Genomic DNA, 16758 nt, shown 5'->3' with positions numbered 1-16758 from the left:
CGACCGCTCGGTTCGTAGCCGAGTACTCTATCCAGCTGAGCTACGGATGCAAAATGGCGGTGAGGCGGGGATTCGAACCCCGGATGCAGCTTTTGACCGCATACTCCCTTAGCAGGGGAGCGCCTTCAGCCTCTCGGCCACCTCACCACACGCCTCTTACGAGTGCTTCGAAGAGTTCGTTAAGAGCTCATCGTCGCTGCGTGGCGCACATATTACTTTCTGGGACTTATAAGTCAAACAATTTTTCCCAGCCCTGAATCGTTTGCACACTTCGCAGGCAATTAGGCGCTAAAAAGGGCAAAAAGGATGTTTTATCAGCAAAAATTCACGGCCCGCCAGGCATGACATTACAGATGTGTGATAAACAAAAATGGCGCGAGAAAGTATCAGATGCAGGAAATCTGCAATAAAAATGAGACAGAGAAGCGGGAGAATCGACGGGAGGGTTGCGTCTCGCCGAACAACCGCGAGACGCATAATGGCATCAGAAATTGGACTGCTGGGATTTTTCAGCCTGGATACGCTGGTAGATCTCTTCACGATGGACCGATACTTCTTTGGGGGCGTTTACGCCAATGCGCACCTGGTTACCCTTAACCCCTAATACAGTCACAGTGACCTCATCCCCAATCATGAGGGTTTCACCAACTCGACGAGTCAGAATCAGCATTCTTTGCTCCTTGAAAGATTAAAAGAGTCGGGTCTCTCTGTATCCCGGCATTATCCGTCATACAACGCCAAAACATAAGCGATGACAAACTCATAACATGCAAGCAGCCATGGCATTACATTCTGTAGACGTAAGTTTAGCCGATATACACAACTTCAACCTGACTTTCTCGTTATCAATAGCGTAGTGGCAACAAAGCCATAACCTCGAGGTTATGGCTTGTGCGTTCGCTTTGTAATTATGACAGTTTAGCGCTTACCCAATCTTTAACACTGGCGAGAGCAGCAGGCAGCGCGGCCGCATCGGTACCACCGGCTTGCGCCATGTCCGGACGTCCACCGCCTTTGCCCCCAACCTGTTGGGCGACCATTCCTACCAGTTCCCCTGCTTTGACGCGGTCAGTCACATCCTTAGAGACGCCCGCGATAAGAGAAACTTTACCTTCAACAACAGTGGCAAGAACGATAACCGAAGCGCCGAGTTGGTTCTTCAGGTCGTCCACCATGGTACGCAGCATCTTCGGCTCGACACCTTCCAGCTCGCTCACCAGCAGCTTAACGCCGTTGATCTCCATCGCGTTACCGGAGAGGTTTGCGCTCTCTTGCGCTGCCGCCTGTGCTTTAAGCTGCTGCAACTCTTTTTCCAGCTGACGCGTACGTTCAATCACTGAACGCACTTTGTCGCCGAGATTCTGGCTATCACCTTTCAGCAACTGAGCAATATCCTGTAGCTGATCGTTCTGCGCATGCAGGCTGGCAATCGCCGCTTCGCCGGTAACGGCTTCGATACGACGCACGCCCGCCGCGGTGCCGGATTCAGACACAATGCGGAACAGACCAATATCACCGGTGCGCGAAGCGTGCGTACCGCCGCAAAGCTCGGTGGAGAAATCCCCCATCTGCAGCACGCGAACGCGATCTTCATACTTCTCGCCAAACAGCGCCATTGCACCGTTCGCTTTTGCCGCTTCGAGATCCATGATGTTGGTTTCGATCGGCAGGTTGCGACGAATTTGCGCATTCACCATATCTTCCACCGCGCGGATTTCCGCCGGCTTCATGGCTTCGAAATGGGAGAAGTCAAAACGCAGCGCTTTGTCATTCACCAGCGACCCTTTCTGCGCGACATGCGTACCAAGTACGCTACGCAGCGCGGCATGCATCAGGTGGGTGGCAGAGTGGTTAAGGCGGATACGGGCGCGACGCGCTTCGTCAACTTCCGCTTTCACGCCGTCGCCCACTTTCAGCGAACCGCTGCTGAGCTTACCGACATGACCAATCGCCTGACCATACTTCTGCGTATCCAGGACGGCGAATGTAAAGCCGTTGCCTTTCAGCTCGCCTTTATCACCAACCTGGCCGCCTGATTCCGCATAGAACGGGGTCTCATCAAGCACGACAACCGCTTCCTGGCCGGCGGCAATCGACTCAACCTGTTTGCCATCGACAAACAGCGCGGTCACTTTGCCGTTCAGCTCAAGCTGATCGTAGCCTTTAAATTCTGTTGCGCTATCAACGCGGATCATCGCGTTGTAGTCTGCGCCAAAGCCGCTGGACTCGCGTGCGCGACGGCGCTGCTCTTCCATTGCCGCTTCGAAGCCCGCCTCATCGACTTTCAGGTTGCGCTCGCGGCAGACGTCCGCGGTCAGATCGACCGGGAAACCGTAGGTGTCGTACAGGCGGAAGGCGGTTTCGCCATCCAGCGTGTCGCCCTGCAGTTTGGAAAGCTCTTCATCCAGCAGCGCCAGACCGCGCTCCAGCGTACGTGCAAACTGCTCTTCTTCGGTTTTCAGAACCTGCTCAACCTGCGCCTGCTGGCGCTGCAGCTCTTCCCCGGCGGAACCCATCACTTCAATCAACGGGCCAACCAGTTTATAGAAGAAGGTATCCTTCGCGCCGAGCATGTTGCCGTGACGAATCGCGCGGCGAATGATGCGGCGCAGCACGTAGCCGCGGTTCTCATTCGATGGGATCACTCCGTCCGCAATCAGGAAGGCGCAAGAGCGGATATGGTCAGCGATAACGCGCAGAGATTTGTTGCTCAGATCCGTTGCGCCGGTCACTTTCGCAACCTGCTGGATCAGCTTCGAGAACAGATCGATTTCATAGTTGGAGTTCACGTGCTGCAGCACGGCTGTAATACGCTCCAGGCCCATACCGGTGTCTACGGACGGCTTCGGCAGCGGCTCCATGGTGCCATCAGCCTGGCGGTTGAACTGCATAAAGACGATGTTCCAGATCTCGATATAGCGATCGCCATCCTCTTCCGGGCTGCCCGGCGGGCCACCCCAGATGTGGTCGCCGTGATCGTAGAAGATCTCGGTGCAGGGGCCACACGGACCGGTATCGCCCATCTGCCAGAAGTTGTCAGAAGCATACGCTGCGCCTTTGTTATCACCGATACGAATAATACGTTCGCGCGGGATACCGACCTCTTTTTCCCAAATTTCGTACGCTTCATCGTCGGTTTCGTACACCGTCACCCACAGACGCTCTTTCGGCAGCTTGAACCAGTTTTCACCGGTCAGCAGTTCCCATGCGTACTGGATAGCATCATGTTTGAAGTAGTCGCCGAAGCTGAAGTTGCCCAGCATTTCAAAGAAGGTGTGATGACGTGCGGTGTAGCCGACGTTTTCCAGGTCGTTGTGTTTGCCACCTGCACGCACGCAGCGCTGCGACGTGGTTGCGCGGGAATAATTACGTTTGTCGAGCCCAAGGAAAACGTCCTTGAACTGGTTCATCCCGGCGTTGGTAAACAGCAAAGTCGGGTCGTTATTCGGTACCAGGGAGCTGCTGGCAACTACCTGATGTCCCTTGCTATGGAAAAAATCGAGAAACGCCTGACGGATCTCAGCGGTGCTCTTGCTCATAATTATCCTGAAATCAAGCTAACGAAATGTGGTAGCGGGCCATCGCCATCGCATGGCAGACGCATCCGCTACTGGAAAAAGTGGGAATAAGATAAGTTTTCTTTAGTGGGAAGTAAAATCCCGTATGCGCTCAGTCGGCAAAATTTCGCCATATTTCCTGAATATCTTCTTGCATAAAGCCGCGATAGAGCAGAAAGCGTTGCACTTTCACTTTTGCAGCAAATTCAGTGGGCAACGGCTCGCCATATTTGCGCTGCGCCTGATCGCGGGCGCTGCTTACCCAGTCAATCTCGCATTCGCGCATCGCGTTTTCGCTGGTTTCCCGGGCAATACCTTTCTGGTTCAGCTCCTGGCGAATACGTACCGGGCCATACCCTTTGCGCGCGCGGCTGACGATAAACTGGCGGACAAAACGGCTGTCATCAAGAAAGCCGTGCTCTATGCACCACGCCACAACCTGATCGATCTCTTCCGGCGTCGCGTCAACCGCTTCCGGGCCCTTCTTCGTCATGATGGGTGCGGCAAGCTTGCGGCGAAACTCAAGTTCGCTATGGTCGCGCATTGCCAGAATACGCATGGCGCGATCGCGTAAGCGCGCCATGGCGCTGCGGCGGGAGGTGTTATCAGAAGAGGAGTTATCGGACATCGTAAAATCCTGTCACCATAAAAACAAAAAGGGCTGCATCAGCAGCCCTTGATTACGGATAACGTTATCAGAAATCTTCGTTAGTTTCTTCAACGCCCGCGTCTTTGTCGTCAACGGTGAACTCTGGCGTCGCAGTCTGGTTGCTGAGCAGAATTTCGCGCAGCTTCTTCTCGATCTCTTTCGCCGCAGCCGGGTTCTCTTTCAGCCAGGAGGTCGCGTTCGCTTTACCCTGACCAATCTTGTCGCCGTTGTAGCTGTACCAGGCGCCCGCTTTTTCAATCAGCTTCTCTTTCACGCCCAGGTCAACCAGCTCGCCGTAAAAGTTAATGCCTTCGCCGTAGAGGATCTGGAATTCAGCCTGTTTAAACGGTGCCGCGATTTTGTTTTTCACAACCTTCACGCGGGTTTCGCTACCGACAACCACATCGCCCTCTTTCACCGCGCCGATACGGCGGATGTCGAGACGAACGGAAGCGTAGAACTTCAGCGCGTTACCACCGGTGGTGGTTTCCGGGTTACCGAACATCACACCGATCTTCATACGGATCTGGTTGATGAAGATAAGCAGCGTATTGGACTGCTTCAGGTTACCGGCCAGCTTACGCATCGCCTGGCTCATCATACGTGCCGCGAGGCCCATGTGAGAGTCACCGATTTCGCCTTCGATTTCCGCTTTCGGCGTCAGCGCCGCAACGGAGTCGACCACCAGCACGTCAACCGCGCCGGAGCGCGCCAGCGCGTCACAGATTTCCAGCGCCTGCTCACCGGTATCCGGCTGGGAGCAGAGCAGGTTATCGATATCAACGCCCAGTTTGCGGGCATACACCGGATCCAGCGCGTGTTCCGCATCGATAAACGCACAGGTTTTGCCTTCGCGCTGCGCCGCAGCGATAACCTGCAGAGTCAGGGTGGTTTTACCGGACGACTCAGGCCCGTAAATTTCGACGATACGGCCCATTGGCAGACCGCCCGCGCCCAGCGCGATGTCGAGGGAGAGTGAGCCGGTAGAGATAGTCTCTACATCCATGGAGCGGTCTTCACCCAGACGCATGATGGAGCCTTTACCGAATTGCTTTTCGATCTGACCCAGTGCAGCTGCAAGCGCCTTTTGTTTGTTTTCGTCGATAGCCATTATTACTCCTGTCATGCAGAGTGAAGCGCGTTACGCCCCGTGGTGAATAACTGATTTGTTGCGGCAATTATACTGTATAATCATACAGTATCAAGCCTTTTGTAGAAAATGTTGCCAGAGGGTCGTAAGTGCATAGGCGGTCGCCTGACGACGCACCGATTCACGGTCTCCCTGGAAGCATTCGCGCCGCGTAATCCCTTCTCCGTTAACGCAGGCAAGCCCAAACCAGACGGTGCCGACAGGCTTGCTTTCGCTGCCGCCATCCGGCCCGGCGATGCCGCTAATCGAAATCGCATAGTCAGCGCGCGCGGCTTTCAGAGCCCCAATCGCCATCTCGACCACCACCGGCTCGCTCACTGCGCCGTGCGTATCCAGCGTCTCGCTTTTCACGCCGATCATTTGCGCTTTCGCTTCATTACTGTAGGTCACAAACCCGCGTTCAAACCAGGCGGAGCTGCCTGCGATATCGGTAATCACTTTCGCAACCCAACCGCCGGTGCAGGATTCAGCGGTGGTTAGCGTCGCGCCACGCGCCTTTAGCGCCAGCCCGATGCGCTCGCTGAGCTGCATTAATTCACTGTCCGTCATGATGGCTCCCATGCCTCCATTAAACCGTGGCGTGAAAGATAGCACTTTCCCGTCAAATATGGGGATGGTATGGCAATTTTACGAGGCGACTTCCGAAAAAAGCAGTGTGATATAGCGGGGACGTGGTGAGGAGAAGCCCGGTGCGCCGTCGCGTCACCGGGTAGTTTACAGGCTATCCGCGCAGGATTACTTCATGCTATTGGCGATAGTGTCCACGTTGTGGCGAAAGGCTTTCTGATAGGTATCCGCCACGCCCCCTTTTGCGCTCAGCGCTTCCGGGTAGAGCTCGCCGCCCGGCTGTGCGCCGGTGGCATTCGCGATCTGTTTTACCAGGCGCGGGTCGAGCTGGTTCTCCATAAACCACACCTTCACGCCATCAGCTTTAATCTGTTTGATAAGCGCCGCCACCTGCGATGCATTGGCCTCGCTTTCCGATGAGAGCCCCTGCGGTGCCATAAACTCAACGCCATACGCGCGGGCAAAGTAGCCGAAGGCGTCATGGCTGGTGAGCACTTTGCGTTTCGCCTGCGGAATGGCGCTGAAGCGCTCTTTCGCCCAGCTATCCATCTCTTTCAGCTGCTCAATATAGCGCTGTCCCGAGGCGTTAAGCGCCGCTTCATCCGCCGGGTCGGCTTTCACCAGCGCCTTGAGAATATTTTGCGCATAGAGGGCACCATTCGCGGCACTGTTCCACGCGTGAGGATCGGTGACTGTCGCACCATCCTCCTCCAGCGTATGGGTTTGCACACCGTCAGAGGCGATCACCAGTTGGCCTTTAAAACCGGAGGCCTTCACTAACCTGTCGAGCCAACCTTCCAGCCCAAGCCCGTTGACCACCACCACATCCGCATTATTAAGCAGCGCGCTATCTTTTGCCGAAGGCTCAAAGGTGTGCGGATCGCCATCCGGCCCCACCAGCGAGGTCACCTTTACATGATCTCCGCCCACCTGGCGGGTGATATCGCCCAATATCGAAAAGCTGGTCACCACGTTGATGGTTTTTGCCACTGCGCTCTGCGCCATCAGACCGAGCGCCAGTGCCAGAATCACCCCTGTACGTTTCATTATGTTCCCCTTTATGTAAAAAGCGCGCGCAGGCTGTTTGCCAGCCCGCTGCGCGTGCCGAATAAGATGGATAAAAAGAAGATAAGGCTGGCAGTCAGCACGATCGCCGGGCCGGCAGGCAAACCCGCCAGCCACGACAGGCTTAAGCCGAGCCAGGCGCAGAGTGCGCCAATCGCCGCAGCCAGCAGTAACAGGCGCGGCAAGGTCCGCGCCCAGCAGCGCGCCGCCACGGCGGGCAGCATCATTACCCCCACCGCCATCAGCGTGCCGAGCACCTGAAAACCGGCCACCAGGTTGAGCACCAGCAGCGCCAGAAACAGCCCGTGCAGCATGCCCGGCAAGCGCGGTGCGTTAACCTGTAAAAAGGCGCTATCAAACGCCTCACTCACCAATCCGCGATAACAGACGGCAAGGGTAATCAGCGTCAGGCTGGAAACCCCGGCGACAAACAGCGCCGCGTCGCGATCCACCGCCAGAATTGAGCCGAACAGCAGGTGCAGTAGATCGACGTTCGACCCGCGTAGCGACACCAGCGTCACGCCCAGCGCCAGTGAGCCAAGGTAGAAACCGGCAAAGCTGGCATCCTCTTTTAGCGGCGTCCGGCGGCTGACCCACCCCGCCACCAGCGCGACGGCAATCCCGGCGATAAACCCGCCGACACTCATCGCCAGCAGCGACATGCCGCTCAGCAAGTAGCCCACCGCGACGCCGGGCAGGATGGCGTGAGATAACGCATCGCCCATCAGGCTCATGCGCCGTAGCAGCAAAAAGATGCCGAGCGCCGTGGTGCTGACAGAGAGCGCGAGGCAGACCACCAGCGCGCGGCGCATAAACCCGTATTCGATAAAGGGCTGGAAAAAGAGATGCCAGATCATGCGCAGTTCTCCTCAAGGCTCAGCGTCGCCCCCCACTGCGCCCGTTTCTCATCCAGCCGCAGCGTCTGCGGAAAGTAGCGCGTCACGCGCGCGCTGTCGTGCAGCACCGCCAGCAGCGTCTGCCCGGCGCGGTGCATATCCACCATCTGCTCCATCAGCAGCTGCGACGTCGCTTCATCAATGCCGGTAAAAGGTTCGTCGAGCATCACCAGCGGCGCGTTCTGCACCCAGATGCGGGCAAACAGCATGCGCTGAAACTGCCCGCCGGAGAGGGTATCGATGGTCTCGTGCGCCATCTCCGCAAGCCCGACACGCTCCAGCCCCTGCGCCACCCGTTTGCGCGCATCGCGGTTCAGGCCAGCAAACAGCGAGATGCGCGGCCAGCAGCCCATGCTCACCACCTCCTGCACCGTCAGGGGAAATTGCGCCTCCAGCGCGTGGCGCTGCGCCAGCCAGCCGATGGTCGGCCGCGCGCCCTGCCAGCGCAGCACGCCACTGACCGGGGGTAAAAATCCCGCCAGCGTTTTCAGCAGTGTCGATTTGCCGCAGCCGTTGGCACCAACAATCGCCGTCATGCTGCCGCGCGCCAGCGTGCCGCAGAGCGCCGGGGTGATCGCCAGCCGCTCATAGCCTGCCACCAGGTGGTCCAGTTCAATCATGGCAGCGCAACCGCCCACTCAGTCAGTAACCAAAGCAGCAGCAACAGCCCTGCCGCCAGCAGCAGGCGGCTCGCAGCGGAAAGGGAGAAAAGGGTTACGGGAATCATTCACACACCTCATATGTTATAACGTAACAATAAGCTGTAGTGATAATGATGTAAATCGCGGAGCGTAACGGGAGTGCGTCGAAATGTTTCAATCCCCTCCCGCAGGAGGGGAAAGCAATTTACTGAATACGCGCCAGCGCTACCGCCTGGCCAAGCTGCCAGACCGCCATCGCGTAGTGGGTGCTGTGGTTGTAGCGGGTGATGGTGTAGAAGTTCGGCAAACCGTACCAGTACTCATACCCGGTGCCGACATCGAGGCGCAGCAGGCTCGCCTGCTGATGATCGCCCAGCGGCTGTTGCGGTGTCAGACCCGCCGCCGCCAGCTGTCCGAGGCTGTAGTTGGTTTTGAAGCCGTTCGCCAGACCCGGTGCCTGGCCGTTAGCCGGAACCGCAACCTGATCGCCCTTCACCCAGCCGTGCTGTTTGAAGTAGTTAGCCACGCTGCCAATCGCATCCACCGGATCCCACAGGTTGATATGGCCGTCGCCGTTGAAGTCCACCGCATACTGCTTATAGGAGGACGGCATAAACTGGCCGTAGCCCATCGCACCGGCGAAAGAGCCTTTCAGCTCCAGCGGATCGTCGCTCTCATCGCGCGCCATCAGCAGGAAGGTCTCCAGCTCACTGGCGAAATAGTCTGCGCGGCGCGGGTAGTCGAAGGCCAGCGTCGCCAGCCCGTCGAGAATGCGGGTTTTGCCCATCACGCGGCCCCAGCGCGTTTCCACGCCAATAATGCCAACGATAATTTCCGGCGGTACGCCGTAGACACGCCATGCGCGGTCGAGGGCATCCTGATACTGGTTCCAGAAAGCGACACCGTTCTGCACGTTATCCGGCGTGATGAACTGCTTGCGGTAGCGCAACCACGCACCGTTTGGCCCGGTTGGGCCCGCGGTCGTCGGCGCCTGTTTGTCCATCAGGCGCAATACGTAATCAAGACGTTTCGCCTGCGAAAGGATCTCATGCAGCTGCTGACGATCGAATCCATGCTTGCTCACCATCGCATCAATAAAGCGCTCTGCCGCCGGGTTATTGGCAAAGTCGCCGCCGCTCATCACCACCTCATGTTGTGGCTTAAGCAGAAAGCCGCCCGATGGCGCGGGCGACACGGTCTGGGGAGCTTCAGCGAGCGGGGGTTTACTGCTACAGGCACAGAGCACAACAAACGCGGGCAATAACGCCGCGTAACAACGCTTCAACATGGGATATCCACTTAAACGAATTCAGCCAGGGGGCAAGTATGGTAAAGCATTTCCCCGCCGACAAGGAAGTGCGGCATCACCTGCGTAGAGGATCGCATTTCCCCTGTATCCCCTCCCCTTTTCATTCATTTAAAACCGAAGCACCTCGCAAAAACTTTCAGAATGATCATTTTTTCTTTCATATTGAGATCTAAATAACACATTAAGACCTTTCATCATGATTATGATAGCGCCCGGTGACATAACAAAAACCCCCTACAGGAGAGAACAATGGAAACCATCACGCATGGTGCCGAATGGTTCATCGGGCTGTTTCAGAAAGGCGGTGAGGTCTTTACCGGCATGGTGACCGGTATTTTGCCGCTGCTGATAAGCCTGCTGGTGATCATGAACGCGCTGATTAATTTTATTGGCCAACACCGCATTGAAAAACTTGCCCAGCGCTGCGCGGGCAATCCGATCGCCCGCTACTTACTGCTGCCCTGCATCGGCACATTTGTGTTCTGTAACCCGATGACGCTCAGCCTCGGGCGCTTTATGCCGGAGCGATACAAACCAAGCTACTACGCCGCCGCCTCCTACAGCTGCCACTCGATGAACGGCCTCTTCCCGCATATCAACCCCGGCGAGCTGTTTGTCTACCTCGGTATCGCCAGCGGCCTTACAACGCTCGGCTTACCCCTCGGTCCGCTGGCGGTGAGCTACCTGCTGGTAGGCCTGGTCACCAACTTCTTCCGTGGCTGGGTAACCGATCTCACCACCCGCATTTTTGAGCGAAAAATGGGCATTCAGCTTGCACAAGAGGTTCACCTCGCCGGAGCGAAATCATGAGCCGAATCATTATTGAAAAAGGTGCCGGCGGCTGGGGCGGCCCGCTGGAGATTGATGCCAGCAGCGAGAAGAAGATCGTCTATATCACTGCGGGCACGCGTCCGGCTATCGTCGACAAACTGGCGCAGCTGACCGGCTGGCAGGCGGTGGACGGCTTTAAAGAGGGCGAACCACCTGAGGAGGAGATCGGCGTGGCGGTGATTGACTGCGGCGGCACCCTGCGCTGCGGCATCTACCCCAAACGCCGCATTCCGACCGTCAATATTCATGCGACGGGCAAGTCGGGGCCGCTGGCGCAATACATCCTTGAGGATATCTATGTCTCCGGTGTGAAAGAGGAGAATATCCGGCTGCAGGGTGAAGCTCCGTCTGCCAGAGCGCCCCAGCCGCGGGATTACGACACCACGAAAAAGATCACCGAGCAGAGCGACGGCCTGCTGGCGAAAGTCGGCATGGGCATGGGCTCGGCGGTGGCGGTGCTGTTCCAGGCCGGTCGCGACACCATTGATACGGTGCTGAAAACCATCCTGCCGTTTATGGCCTTCGTCTCGGCGCTGATCGGCATCATCATGGCTTCCGGGCTGGGCGACTGGATCGCTCACGGCCTCGCGCCGCTGGCCAGCCATCCGCTTGGGCTGGTAACGCTGGCGCTGATTTGCTCCTTCCCGCTGCTCTCACCCTTTCTTGGCCCGGGGGCGGTTATCGCTCAGGTCATTGGCGTGCTGATTGGCGTGCAGATAGGCCAGGGGCACATCCCTCCGCACCTTGCGCTGCCAGCGCTGTTCGCCATTAACGCCCAGGCCGCCTGCGACTTTATTCCCGTTGGCCTGTCGCTGGCAGAAGCCCGCCAGGAGACGGTACGCGTCGGCGTCCCGTCCGTGCTGGTAAGCCGCTTTTTAACCGGTGCGCCAACGGTGCTGATCGCCTGGTTTGTCTCCGGTTTTATCTATCAATAAGGGGTGATGCATGACTGTTATCTATCAAACCACCATAACCGCAATTGGCGAAAGCGCGCCGGAAGCGCTCAGCGACAACATGCTGATCACCTTCAGGGAGGGCGCGCCTGCCGATGTCGCCGAGTTCTGTTTTATCCATAACCACGGCCCGCTCTGCGGCGCGCTGCTGCCGGGCGCACAGTTTACCCTCGGTGAAAAGCACTACCCCGTCACCGCCGTCGGCGAGGTCGCCGAGCAGAATTTGCGCGAGCTGGGCCATATCACCCTGCGTTTCGACGGGCAGACGCAGGCGGAGTTTCCGGGCACGGTGCACGTCGCCGGCCCGGTGCCGGACGCTGTCGCGCCGGGCTGCATTTTAAAATTTGTCGCTTAAGGTCTAAAGGAGAAGAGTATGAAACAGGTTGCCGTTGTCATTGGTGGAGGACAGACCCTCGGGGCGTTCCTCAGCCGTGGGCTTGCCGCAGAAGGGTACCGCGTGGCGGTTGTCGATATTCAGAGTGATAAAGCGGCGACAGTCGCACAGGAAATTAACAGCGAGTATGGCGAAGGGATGGCCTATGGCTTTGGTGCCGACGCCACCAGCGAGCAGAGCGTGCTGGCGCTGGCGCGCGGCGTCGATGAGATTTTTGGTCGCGCCGATCTGCTGGTCTATAGCGCCGGGATCGCCAAAGCGGCGTTTATCAGCGACTTTGCGCTGGGGGATTTTGACCGCTCATTGCAGGTTAACCTGGTGGGCTATTTCCTCTGCGCCCGCGAGTTCGCCAAATTGATGATCCGCGACGGCATCCAGGGGCGCATTATCCAGATCAACTCCAAGTCGGGCAAAGTGGGCAGCAAGCACAACTCCGGCTACAGCGCGGCGAAGTTCGGCGGCGTGGGGCTGACGCAATCCCTGGCGCTGGATCTGGCGGAGTATGGCATTACCGTGCACTCGCTGATGCTCGGCAACCTGCTGAAATCACCAATGTTCCAGTCGCTGATCCCGCAATATGCCAGCAAGCTTGGCATTCCGGCAGAGGAAGTGGAGCAGCATTACGTTGATAAAGTGCCGCTGAAGCGCGGCTGCGATTATCAGGATGTGCTGAACGTGCTGATGTTCTACGCCAGCCCGAAAGCCTCCTACTGTACCGGCCAGTCAATCAACGTCACCGGCGGTCAGGTGATGTTCTGATTCGGCACCAACGCCTGATGGCGCTATGGTTTTGTAGGCCGGATAAGGCGCCAGCCGCCATCCGGCAAACCGCCGCACCAACGCCTGATGGCGCTGCGCTTATCAGGCCTACGGGTTCAGCGATTTATAAAGGAGACACCGATGGTTTCATCCCTTATCACTCTCGCCATTATCGCCTGGCTCAGCCAGCTGGCGCTTGGCGGCTGGCAAATCCGCCAGTTCAACAAAGCTTTCGACGCGCTCTGCCAGCGCGGGCGCGTTGGCGTTGGTCGCTCGGGCGGGCGCTTCAAACCGCGCGTGGTGCTGGCGGTGGCCTTCGATCAACACGATCGCGTCAGCGACACGTTGCTGATGCGCGGCCTGACGGTTTTTGCCCGCCCGAGCAAAATTGAGCGCTTAATCGGCGTAAAAAGAGAGGAATTAGAGCCCGATGTGATCTTTCCCCATGATCCCGGCTGTCAGAATGCTCTATCATTGGCGCTTAAAATGAAACATGGATAATTTCGTTGTGAACGCTAATAGCTTGCGAAATTATCATTTCGCAACGTAACGCAGGATATCTTCGCCTATGAAACCACGTCAGCGTCAGGCGGCAATTCTTGAGCATCTGCAGAAGCAGGGAAAGTGTTCTGTTGAAGAGCTGGCACACCACTTTGATACCACCGGCACAACCATCCGCAAAGATCTGGTCGCGCTGGAGCAGTCCGGCGCGGTGATCCGCACCTACGGCGGGGTGGTGCTCAATAAAGACGAGGCCGATCCGCCCATCGATCACAAAACGTTGATCAACACCGTGCAAAAGGGTCTGATTGCCGAAGCAGCCGTTGGCTACATCCACGACGGCGACTCGATCATCCTCGACGCGGGCAGCACGGTGCTGCAAATGGTGCCGCTGCTCAGCCACTTCAATAACATCACCGTGATGACCAACAGCCTGCATATCGTCAACGCCCTTTCAGAGCTGGATAACGAACAGACCATCCTGATGCCCGGCGGCACATTCCGCAAAAAATCCGCCTCCTTCCACGGCCAGCTGGCGGAGAACGCCTTTGAGCAGTTCAGCTTCGACAAGCTGTTTATGGGCACCGACGGCATCGATCTCAACGCCGGAGTGACCACCTTTAATGAGGTCTTCACCGTCAGCAAAGCGATGTGCAACGCCGCCCGCGAGGTGATCCTGATGGCAGACTCCTCCAAGTTTGGCCGTAAAAGCCCCAATATTGTCTGTAGCCTTGAGAGCGTCGATAAACTGATTACCGACGCCGGGATCCCGCCGGACGTTCGCGCCGCGCTGGAAGAGAAAGGAATCGATGTGATTATTGCCGGAGAAGAAAATGCGTGACGCTTTTATTAACGCCGCCCGCCAGGCTCTGCTGCTGGAGCTACAGGAAGCAAGCCGCCTGCCGGAGCGCCTTGGCGACGATTTCGTCCGCGCCGCTGAAACGGTGCTGAACTGCCAGGGCAAAGTGATTGTCTCCGGGATCGGTAAATCCGGGCATATCGGCAAGAAGATTGCAGCCACCTTCGCCAGCACCGGCACCCCGGCCTTTTTTGTCCACCCGGCAGAGGCGCTGCACGGCGATCTCGGCATGATCGAGAGCCGCGACGTGATGCTGTTTATCTCCTACTCCGGTTCGGCAAAAGAGCTGGATCTGATCCTGCCGCGTCTTGACGAGAAAGCCGTCACGCTGCTGGCGATGACCGGTAAATCGCGCTCACCGCTGGCGCTCGCTGCCCACGCGGTGCTTGATATTGCCGTTGAGCGCGAAGCCTGCCCGATGCATCTCGCGCCAACCTCCAGCACCGTCAACACGCTGATGATGGGCGATGCGCTGGCAATTGCAGTCATGCAGGCGCGCGGCTTTGACGAAGAGGATTTTGCCCGCTCGCATCCGGCGGGCGCGCTGGGCGCACGGCTGCTGAACAAAGTGCATCATCTGATGCGCAAAGCAGATCAGGTGCCGCAGGTGATGCTGACCAGCAGCGTGATGGACGCGATGCTGGAGCTAAGCCGCACCGGACTGGGCCTGGTTGCGGTCTGCGACACCGGGCGCCATGTGCATGGGGTGTTTACGGATGGCGACCTGCGCCGCTGGCTGGTGGCGGGCGGTGCCTTAACCGCGGCGGTCAGCGAGGCGATGACGCCGGGCGGCATTACCCTTGACGCCAGCAGCCGCGCAGTGGATGCCAAAGAGCGCCTGATGCAGCGCAAAATCGCCGCCGCGCCGGTGGTAGATGATGCAGGTGAACTGGTCGGTGCCATCAACCTGCAGGACTTTTACCAGGCCGGTATTCTCTAGTCCTTCAGCCCAAGACGCTTCGCCAGCCGGTGCAGGTTGGCGACGTCCATCTCCAGCGCCCTGGCGCAAGCGGCCCACTTGCCGCCACTCTCCTCAAGCGCGCGGGAGATAAGTGTGCGCTGGAACGCCTCCGTCGCTTCGCGCAGGTTTTGCCCGCTTAACGGCACGCTTACCGGCTTTGCCGGCGGTGCAGGCTCATCGCTCAGGGCAAAGTGATGCGCTTCCAGCACGATATCCCCGGCATGCTGGGTGCCGCGCGCCAGCACCACCGCCCGGTGGATGGCATGCTCCAGCTCGCGCACGTTTCCCGGCCAGCCGTAACGCTGCAAATGCCCGCGCGCAGCGGGGCTTAGCGCCACGCGCCCGAGACCAAAACGCAGGCGGCACTGCTCGCAAAAATAGCCCGCCAGCAGCACCACATCCTCGCCCCGCTCGCGCAGCGGCGGCACCTGTAAAGGAAAGACGCTCAGGCGGTGATAGAGGTCGGCGCGAAACCGTCCGGCAACCACCTCTTCACGCAGATCGCGGTTGGTAGCAGCCAGCACCCGCACATCAACACGCTGGCTGCGGTCATCGCCGACGCGCTGAATATCGCCATACTGCAACACGCGGAGCAGCTTCGCCTGTAGCGCCAGCGAAAGCTCGCCAATCTCGTCGAGAAACAGCGTGCCCTTATCGGCCATTTCAAACTTGCCGCTGCGGTTGCTGATGGCTCCGGTAAAGGCTCCTTTCACATGCCCGAAGAGTTCGCTCTCGGCGACACTCTCCGGCAGCGCGGCACAGTTGAGGTAGACCAGCGGTTTGTCGGCGCGTGGCGAGGCTTCATGGATTGCCTTCGCCACCAGCTCTTTACCAGTGCCGGTTTCGCCGCCAATCAGCACATTGAGATCCGAAGGCGCAACGATGGCGATCTCTTTTTTCAGCTGCACCATCCCCGGCGACAGGCCGATCATCTCGCTGCGCGCGACCTGCTCAAACGCCGCGGGCGCACCGGGCAGCATGTTCTGCCGCTCCAGCTCTTCAATCAGCAATGCGTTATTGAGCGCGCCTGCCGCCAGCGCGGCGACCAGCCGCAGCTCCTCATCGCTGAAGGCGTCAAACTGATCCGGCGACATGCCGTCGAGAGTCAGCGCGCCAATCAGGTTTTGCCCGGCAAACAGCGGCAGGCCGACGCAGGCGTGCACCTTGAGTTTCTCCTGGCCGGGGATCAGCCCATCGTAGGGATCGGGCAGATCGCTGTCGGCGGGAAAGCGCACCACATCGCCAGCGCGGGCAATCGCTTCCAGCCGCGGGTGGCCTTCAAGAATAAAGCGCCGCCCGAGCACATCCTGCGCCAGGCCGTCGATCGCCAGCGGAATAAACTGCCGCGCCTCGTAGCGCAGCAGCGCCGAGGCATCGCACGCCAGCACCTGACGCAGGGTGGTAATCAGCCGCTGGAAACGATCCGCGTGCCCAATCCCGCTTTGCAGCTCAATGGCGATACCCGCCAGCACATTCAGTGAAAAACTCATTCTGACCCCACTGTCATTTTGACAATACATAGTGTCATATTGACTGTATTCATCATAGTCATAATGACATTCTAATTTTCGATTATTTTAAAAAAATATATCAATATCAAAATGATAAAAATCTGGCACGCCTCTTGAAATAGCCATGTATCACATTGAGAAACTGCACAGGACTA

Annotated in this window: 17 protein-coding genes and 1 tRNA gene; 7 read left to right on the top strand and 11 right to left on the bottom strand. The window is 58.1% G+C overall.

Going from position 1 to position 16758, the window contains the following annotated elements:
• Nucleotides 1-54: 54 nt before the first annotated feature.
• The 10 genes from IAE48_RS22555 to mltB all read right to left on the bottom strand — a co-directional run bounded on the left by IAE48_RS22555 (nt 55) and on the right by mltB (nt 9813).
• A tRNA-Ser gene (locus IAE48_RS22555) sits at nt 55-147 on the bottom strand.
• Nucleotides 148-484: 337 nt separating this feature from the next.
• Complete coding sequence (gene csrA / locus IAE48_RS22550; RefSeq protein ID WP_023480680.1) at nt 485-670, bottom strand: carbon storage regulator CsrA; 186 nt, start codon at nt 668-670, stop codon at nt 485-487.
• Nucleotides 671-908: 238 nt separating this feature from the next.
• Nucleotides 909-3539, bottom strand: coding sequence for an alanine--tRNA ligase (gene alaS / locus IAE48_RS22545; protein ID WP_200135652.1), 2631 nt, complete (start codon nt 3537-3539; stop codon nt 909-911).
• Nucleotides 3540-3669: 130 nt separating this feature from the next.
• Nucleotides 3670-4185, bottom strand: coding sequence for a recombination regulator RecX (gene recX, locus IAE48_RS22540; RefSeq protein ID WP_200135651.1), 516 nt, complete (start codon nt 4183-4185; stop codon nt 3670-3672).
• 67 nt (nt 4186-4252) lie between these two features.
• Nucleotides 4253-5317: a recombinase RecA gene (gene recA / locus IAE48_RS22535; protein ID WP_023480527.1), complete on the bottom strand. Its 1065-nt coding sequence runs from the start codon at nt 5315-5317 to the stop codon at nt 4253-4255.
• A gap of 90 nt (nt 5318-5407) precedes the next feature.
• Nucleotides 5408-5905 carry a nicotinamide-nucleotide amidase gene (gene pncC, locus IAE48_RS22530; RefSeq protein ID WP_094421796.1) on the bottom strand — a complete coding sequence of 166 codons (498 nt, stop codon included), beginning with the start codon at nt 5903-5905 and terminating at the stop codon, nt 5408-5410.
• A gap of 186 nt (nt 5906-6091) precedes the next feature.
• Nucleotides 6092-6970 (bottom strand): metal ABC transporter substrate-binding protein, encoded by an 879-nt coding sequence (locus IAE48_RS22525; RefSeq protein ID WP_094421798.1) that lies wholly within the window; start codon nt 6968-6970, stop codon nt 6092-6094.
• 11 nt (nt 6971-6981) lie between these two features.
• Complete coding sequence (locus IAE48_RS22520; protein ID WP_042714680.1) at nt 6982-7845, bottom strand: metal ABC transporter permease; 864 nt, start codon at nt 7843-7845, stop codon at nt 6982-6984.
• Nucleotides 7842-8504: a metal ABC transporter ATP-binding protein gene (locus IAE48_RS22515; RefSeq protein ID WP_200135650.1), complete on the bottom strand. Its 663-nt coding sequence runs from the start codon at nt 8502-8504 to the stop codon at nt 7842-7844. The genes IAE48_RS22520 and IAE48_RS22515 overlap by 4 nt, the downstream gene beginning before the upstream one ends.
• A 226-nt stretch (nt 8505-8730) precedes the next feature.
• Nucleotides 8731-9813: a lytic murein transglycosylase B gene (gene mltB / locus IAE48_RS22510; RefSeq protein ID WP_094421800.1), complete on the bottom strand. Its 1083-nt coding sequence runs from the start codon at nt 9811-9813 to the stop codon at nt 8731-8733.
• A gap of 270 nt (nt 9814-10083) precedes the next feature.
• Between mltB and IAE48_RS22505 the strand changes: the two genes are divergently transcribed.
• The 7 genes from IAE48_RS22505 to gutQ all read left to right on the top strand — a co-directional run bounded on the left by IAE48_RS22505 (nt 10084) and on the right by gutQ (nt 15071).
• Nucleotides 10084-10644: a PTS glucitol/sorbitol transporter subunit IIC gene (locus tag IAE48_RS22505; protein ID WP_023480559.1), complete on the top strand. Its 561-nt coding sequence runs from the start codon at nt 10084-10086 to the stop codon at nt 10642-10644.
• Nucleotides 10641-11600, top strand: coding sequence for a PTS glucitol/sorbitol transporter subunit IIB (locus tag IAE48_RS22500; RefSeq protein ID WP_094421802.1), 960 nt, complete (start codon nt 10641-10643; stop codon nt 11598-11600). Before IAE48_RS22505 ends, IAE48_RS22500 begins: the two co-directional genes overlap by 4 nt.
• Nucleotides 11601-11610: 10 nt before the next feature.
• The gene (gene srlB / locus IAE48_RS22495) at nt 11611-11973 is read left to right on the top strand and encodes a PTS glucitol/sorbitol transporter subunit IIA (RefSeq protein WP_042714690.1); all 363 of its coding nucleotides are present in this window, start codon (nt 11611-11613) and stop codon (nt 11971-11973) included.
• An 18-nt stretch (nt 11974-11991) separates the two neighbouring features.
• A complete protein-coding gene (gene srlD / locus IAE48_RS22490; protein WP_042714692.1) occupies nt 11992-12771 on the top strand; it encodes a sorbitol-6-phosphate dehydrogenase in 780 nt (259 codons plus the stop codon).
• Between the two features lie 141 nt (nt 12772-12912).
• Nucleotides 12913-13272 carry a transcriptional regulator GutM gene (gutM, locus tag IAE48_RS22485; RefSeq protein WP_200135649.1) on the top strand — a complete coding sequence of 120 codons (360 nt, stop codon included), beginning with the start codon at nt 12913-12915 and terminating at the stop codon, nt 13270-13272.
• A 67-nt stretch (nt 13273-13339) separates the two neighbouring features.
• Complete coding sequence (locus tag IAE48_RS22480; protein WP_042714694.1) at nt 13340-14113, top strand: DNA-binding transcriptional repressor; 774 nt, start codon at nt 13340-13342, stop codon at nt 14111-14113.
• A complete protein-coding gene (gene gutQ / locus IAE48_RS22475) occupies nt 14106-15071 on the top strand; it encodes an arabinose-5-phosphate isomerase GutQ (RefSeq protein WP_200135648.1) in 966 nt (321 codons plus the stop codon). The genes IAE48_RS22480 and gutQ overlap by 8 nt, the downstream gene beginning before the upstream one ends.
• Here the strand turns inward: gutQ and norR are convergent.
• Nucleotides 15068-16582 carry a nitric oxide reductase transcriptional regulator NorR gene (norR, locus tag IAE48_RS22470; RefSeq protein WP_200135647.1) on the bottom strand — a complete coding sequence of 505 codons (1515 nt, stop codon included), beginning with the start codon at nt 16580-16582 and terminating at the stop codon, nt 15068-15070. The two genes, gutQ and norR, sit on opposite strands and share 4 nt — an antisense overlap.
• Nucleotides 16583-16758: the final 176 nt, after the last annotated feature.

The sequence above is a fragment of the Kosakonia sp. S57 genome (assembly GCF_016516575.1).
Taxonomy (GTDB): Bacteria; Pseudomonadota; Gammaproteobacteria; order Enterobacterales; family Enterobacteriaceae; genus Kosakonia; species Kosakonia cowanii.
Note: the sequence above shows the minus strand (reverse complement) of the source record. Positions and strands in the feature narration are given on the sequence as shown.

What these genes read in the sequence shown, in the direction of transcription:
- csrA (WP_023480680.1), bottom strand. Translation starts at nt 670, where the DNA reads ATGCTGATTCTGACTCGTCGAGTTGGTGAAACCCTCATGATTGGGGAT.
- alaS (WP_200135652.1), bottom strand. Translation starts at nt 3,539, where the DNA reads ATGAGCAAGAGCACCGCTGAGATCCGTCAGGCGTTTCTCGATTTTTTC.
- recX (WP_200135651.1), bottom strand. Translation starts at nt 4,185, where the DNA reads ATGTCCGATAACTCCTCTTCTGATAACACCTCCCGCCGCAGCGCCATG.
- recA (WP_023480527.1), bottom strand. Translation starts at nt 5,317, where the DNA reads ATGGCTATCGACGAAAACAAACAAAAGGCGCTTGCAGCTGCACTGGGT.
- pncC (WP_094421796.1), bottom strand. Translation starts at nt 5,905, where the DNA reads ATGACGGACAGTGAATTAATGCAGCTCAGCGAGCGCATCGGGCTGGCG.
- IAE48_RS22525 (WP_094421798.1), bottom strand. Translation starts at nt 6,970, where the DNA reads ATGAAACGTACAGGGGTGATTCTGGCACTGGCGCTCGGTCTGATGGCG.
- IAE48_RS22520 (WP_042714680.1), bottom strand. Translation starts at nt 7,845, where the DNA reads ATGATCTGGCATCTCTTTTTCCAGCCCTTTATCGAATACGGGTTTATG.
- IAE48_RS22515 (WP_200135650.1), bottom strand. Translation starts at nt 8,504, where the DNA reads ATGATTGAACTGGACCACCTGGTGGCAGGCTATGAGCGGCTGGCGATC.
- mltB (WP_094421800.1), bottom strand. Translation starts at nt 9,813, where the DNA reads ATGTTGAAGCGTTGTTACGCGGCGTTATTGCCCGCGTTTGTTGTGCTC.
- IAE48_RS22505 (WP_023480559.1), top strand. Translation starts at nt 10,084, where the DNA reads ATGGAAACCATCACGCATGGTGCCGAATGGTTCATCGGGCTGTTTCAG.
- IAE48_RS22500 (WP_094421802.1), top strand. Translation starts at nt 10,641, where the DNA reads ATGAGCCGAATCATTATTGAAAAAGGTGCCGGCGGCTGGGGCGGCCCG.
- srlB (WP_042714690.1), top strand. Translation starts at nt 11,611, where the DNA reads ATGACTGTTATCTATCAAACCACCATAACCGCAATTGGCGAAAGCGCG.
- srlD (WP_042714692.1), top strand. Translation starts at nt 11,992, where the DNA reads ATGAAACAGGTTGCCGTTGTCATTGGTGGAGGACAGACCCTCGGGGCG.
- gutM (WP_200135649.1), top strand. Translation starts at nt 12,913, where the DNA reads ATGGTTTCATCCCTTATCACTCTCGCCATTATCGCCTGGCTCAGCCAG.
- IAE48_RS22480 (WP_042714694.1), top strand. Translation starts at nt 13,340, where the DNA reads ATGAAACCACGTCAGCGTCAGGCGGCAATTCTTGAGCATCTGCAGAAG.
- gutQ (WP_200135648.1), top strand. Translation starts at nt 14,106, where the DNA reads ATGCGTGACGCTTTTATTAACGCCGCCCGCCAGGCTCTGCTGCTGGAG.
- norR (WP_200135647.1), bottom strand. Translation starts at nt 16,582, where the DNA reads ATGAGTTTTTCACTGAATGTGCTGGCGGGTATCGCCATTGAGCTGCAA.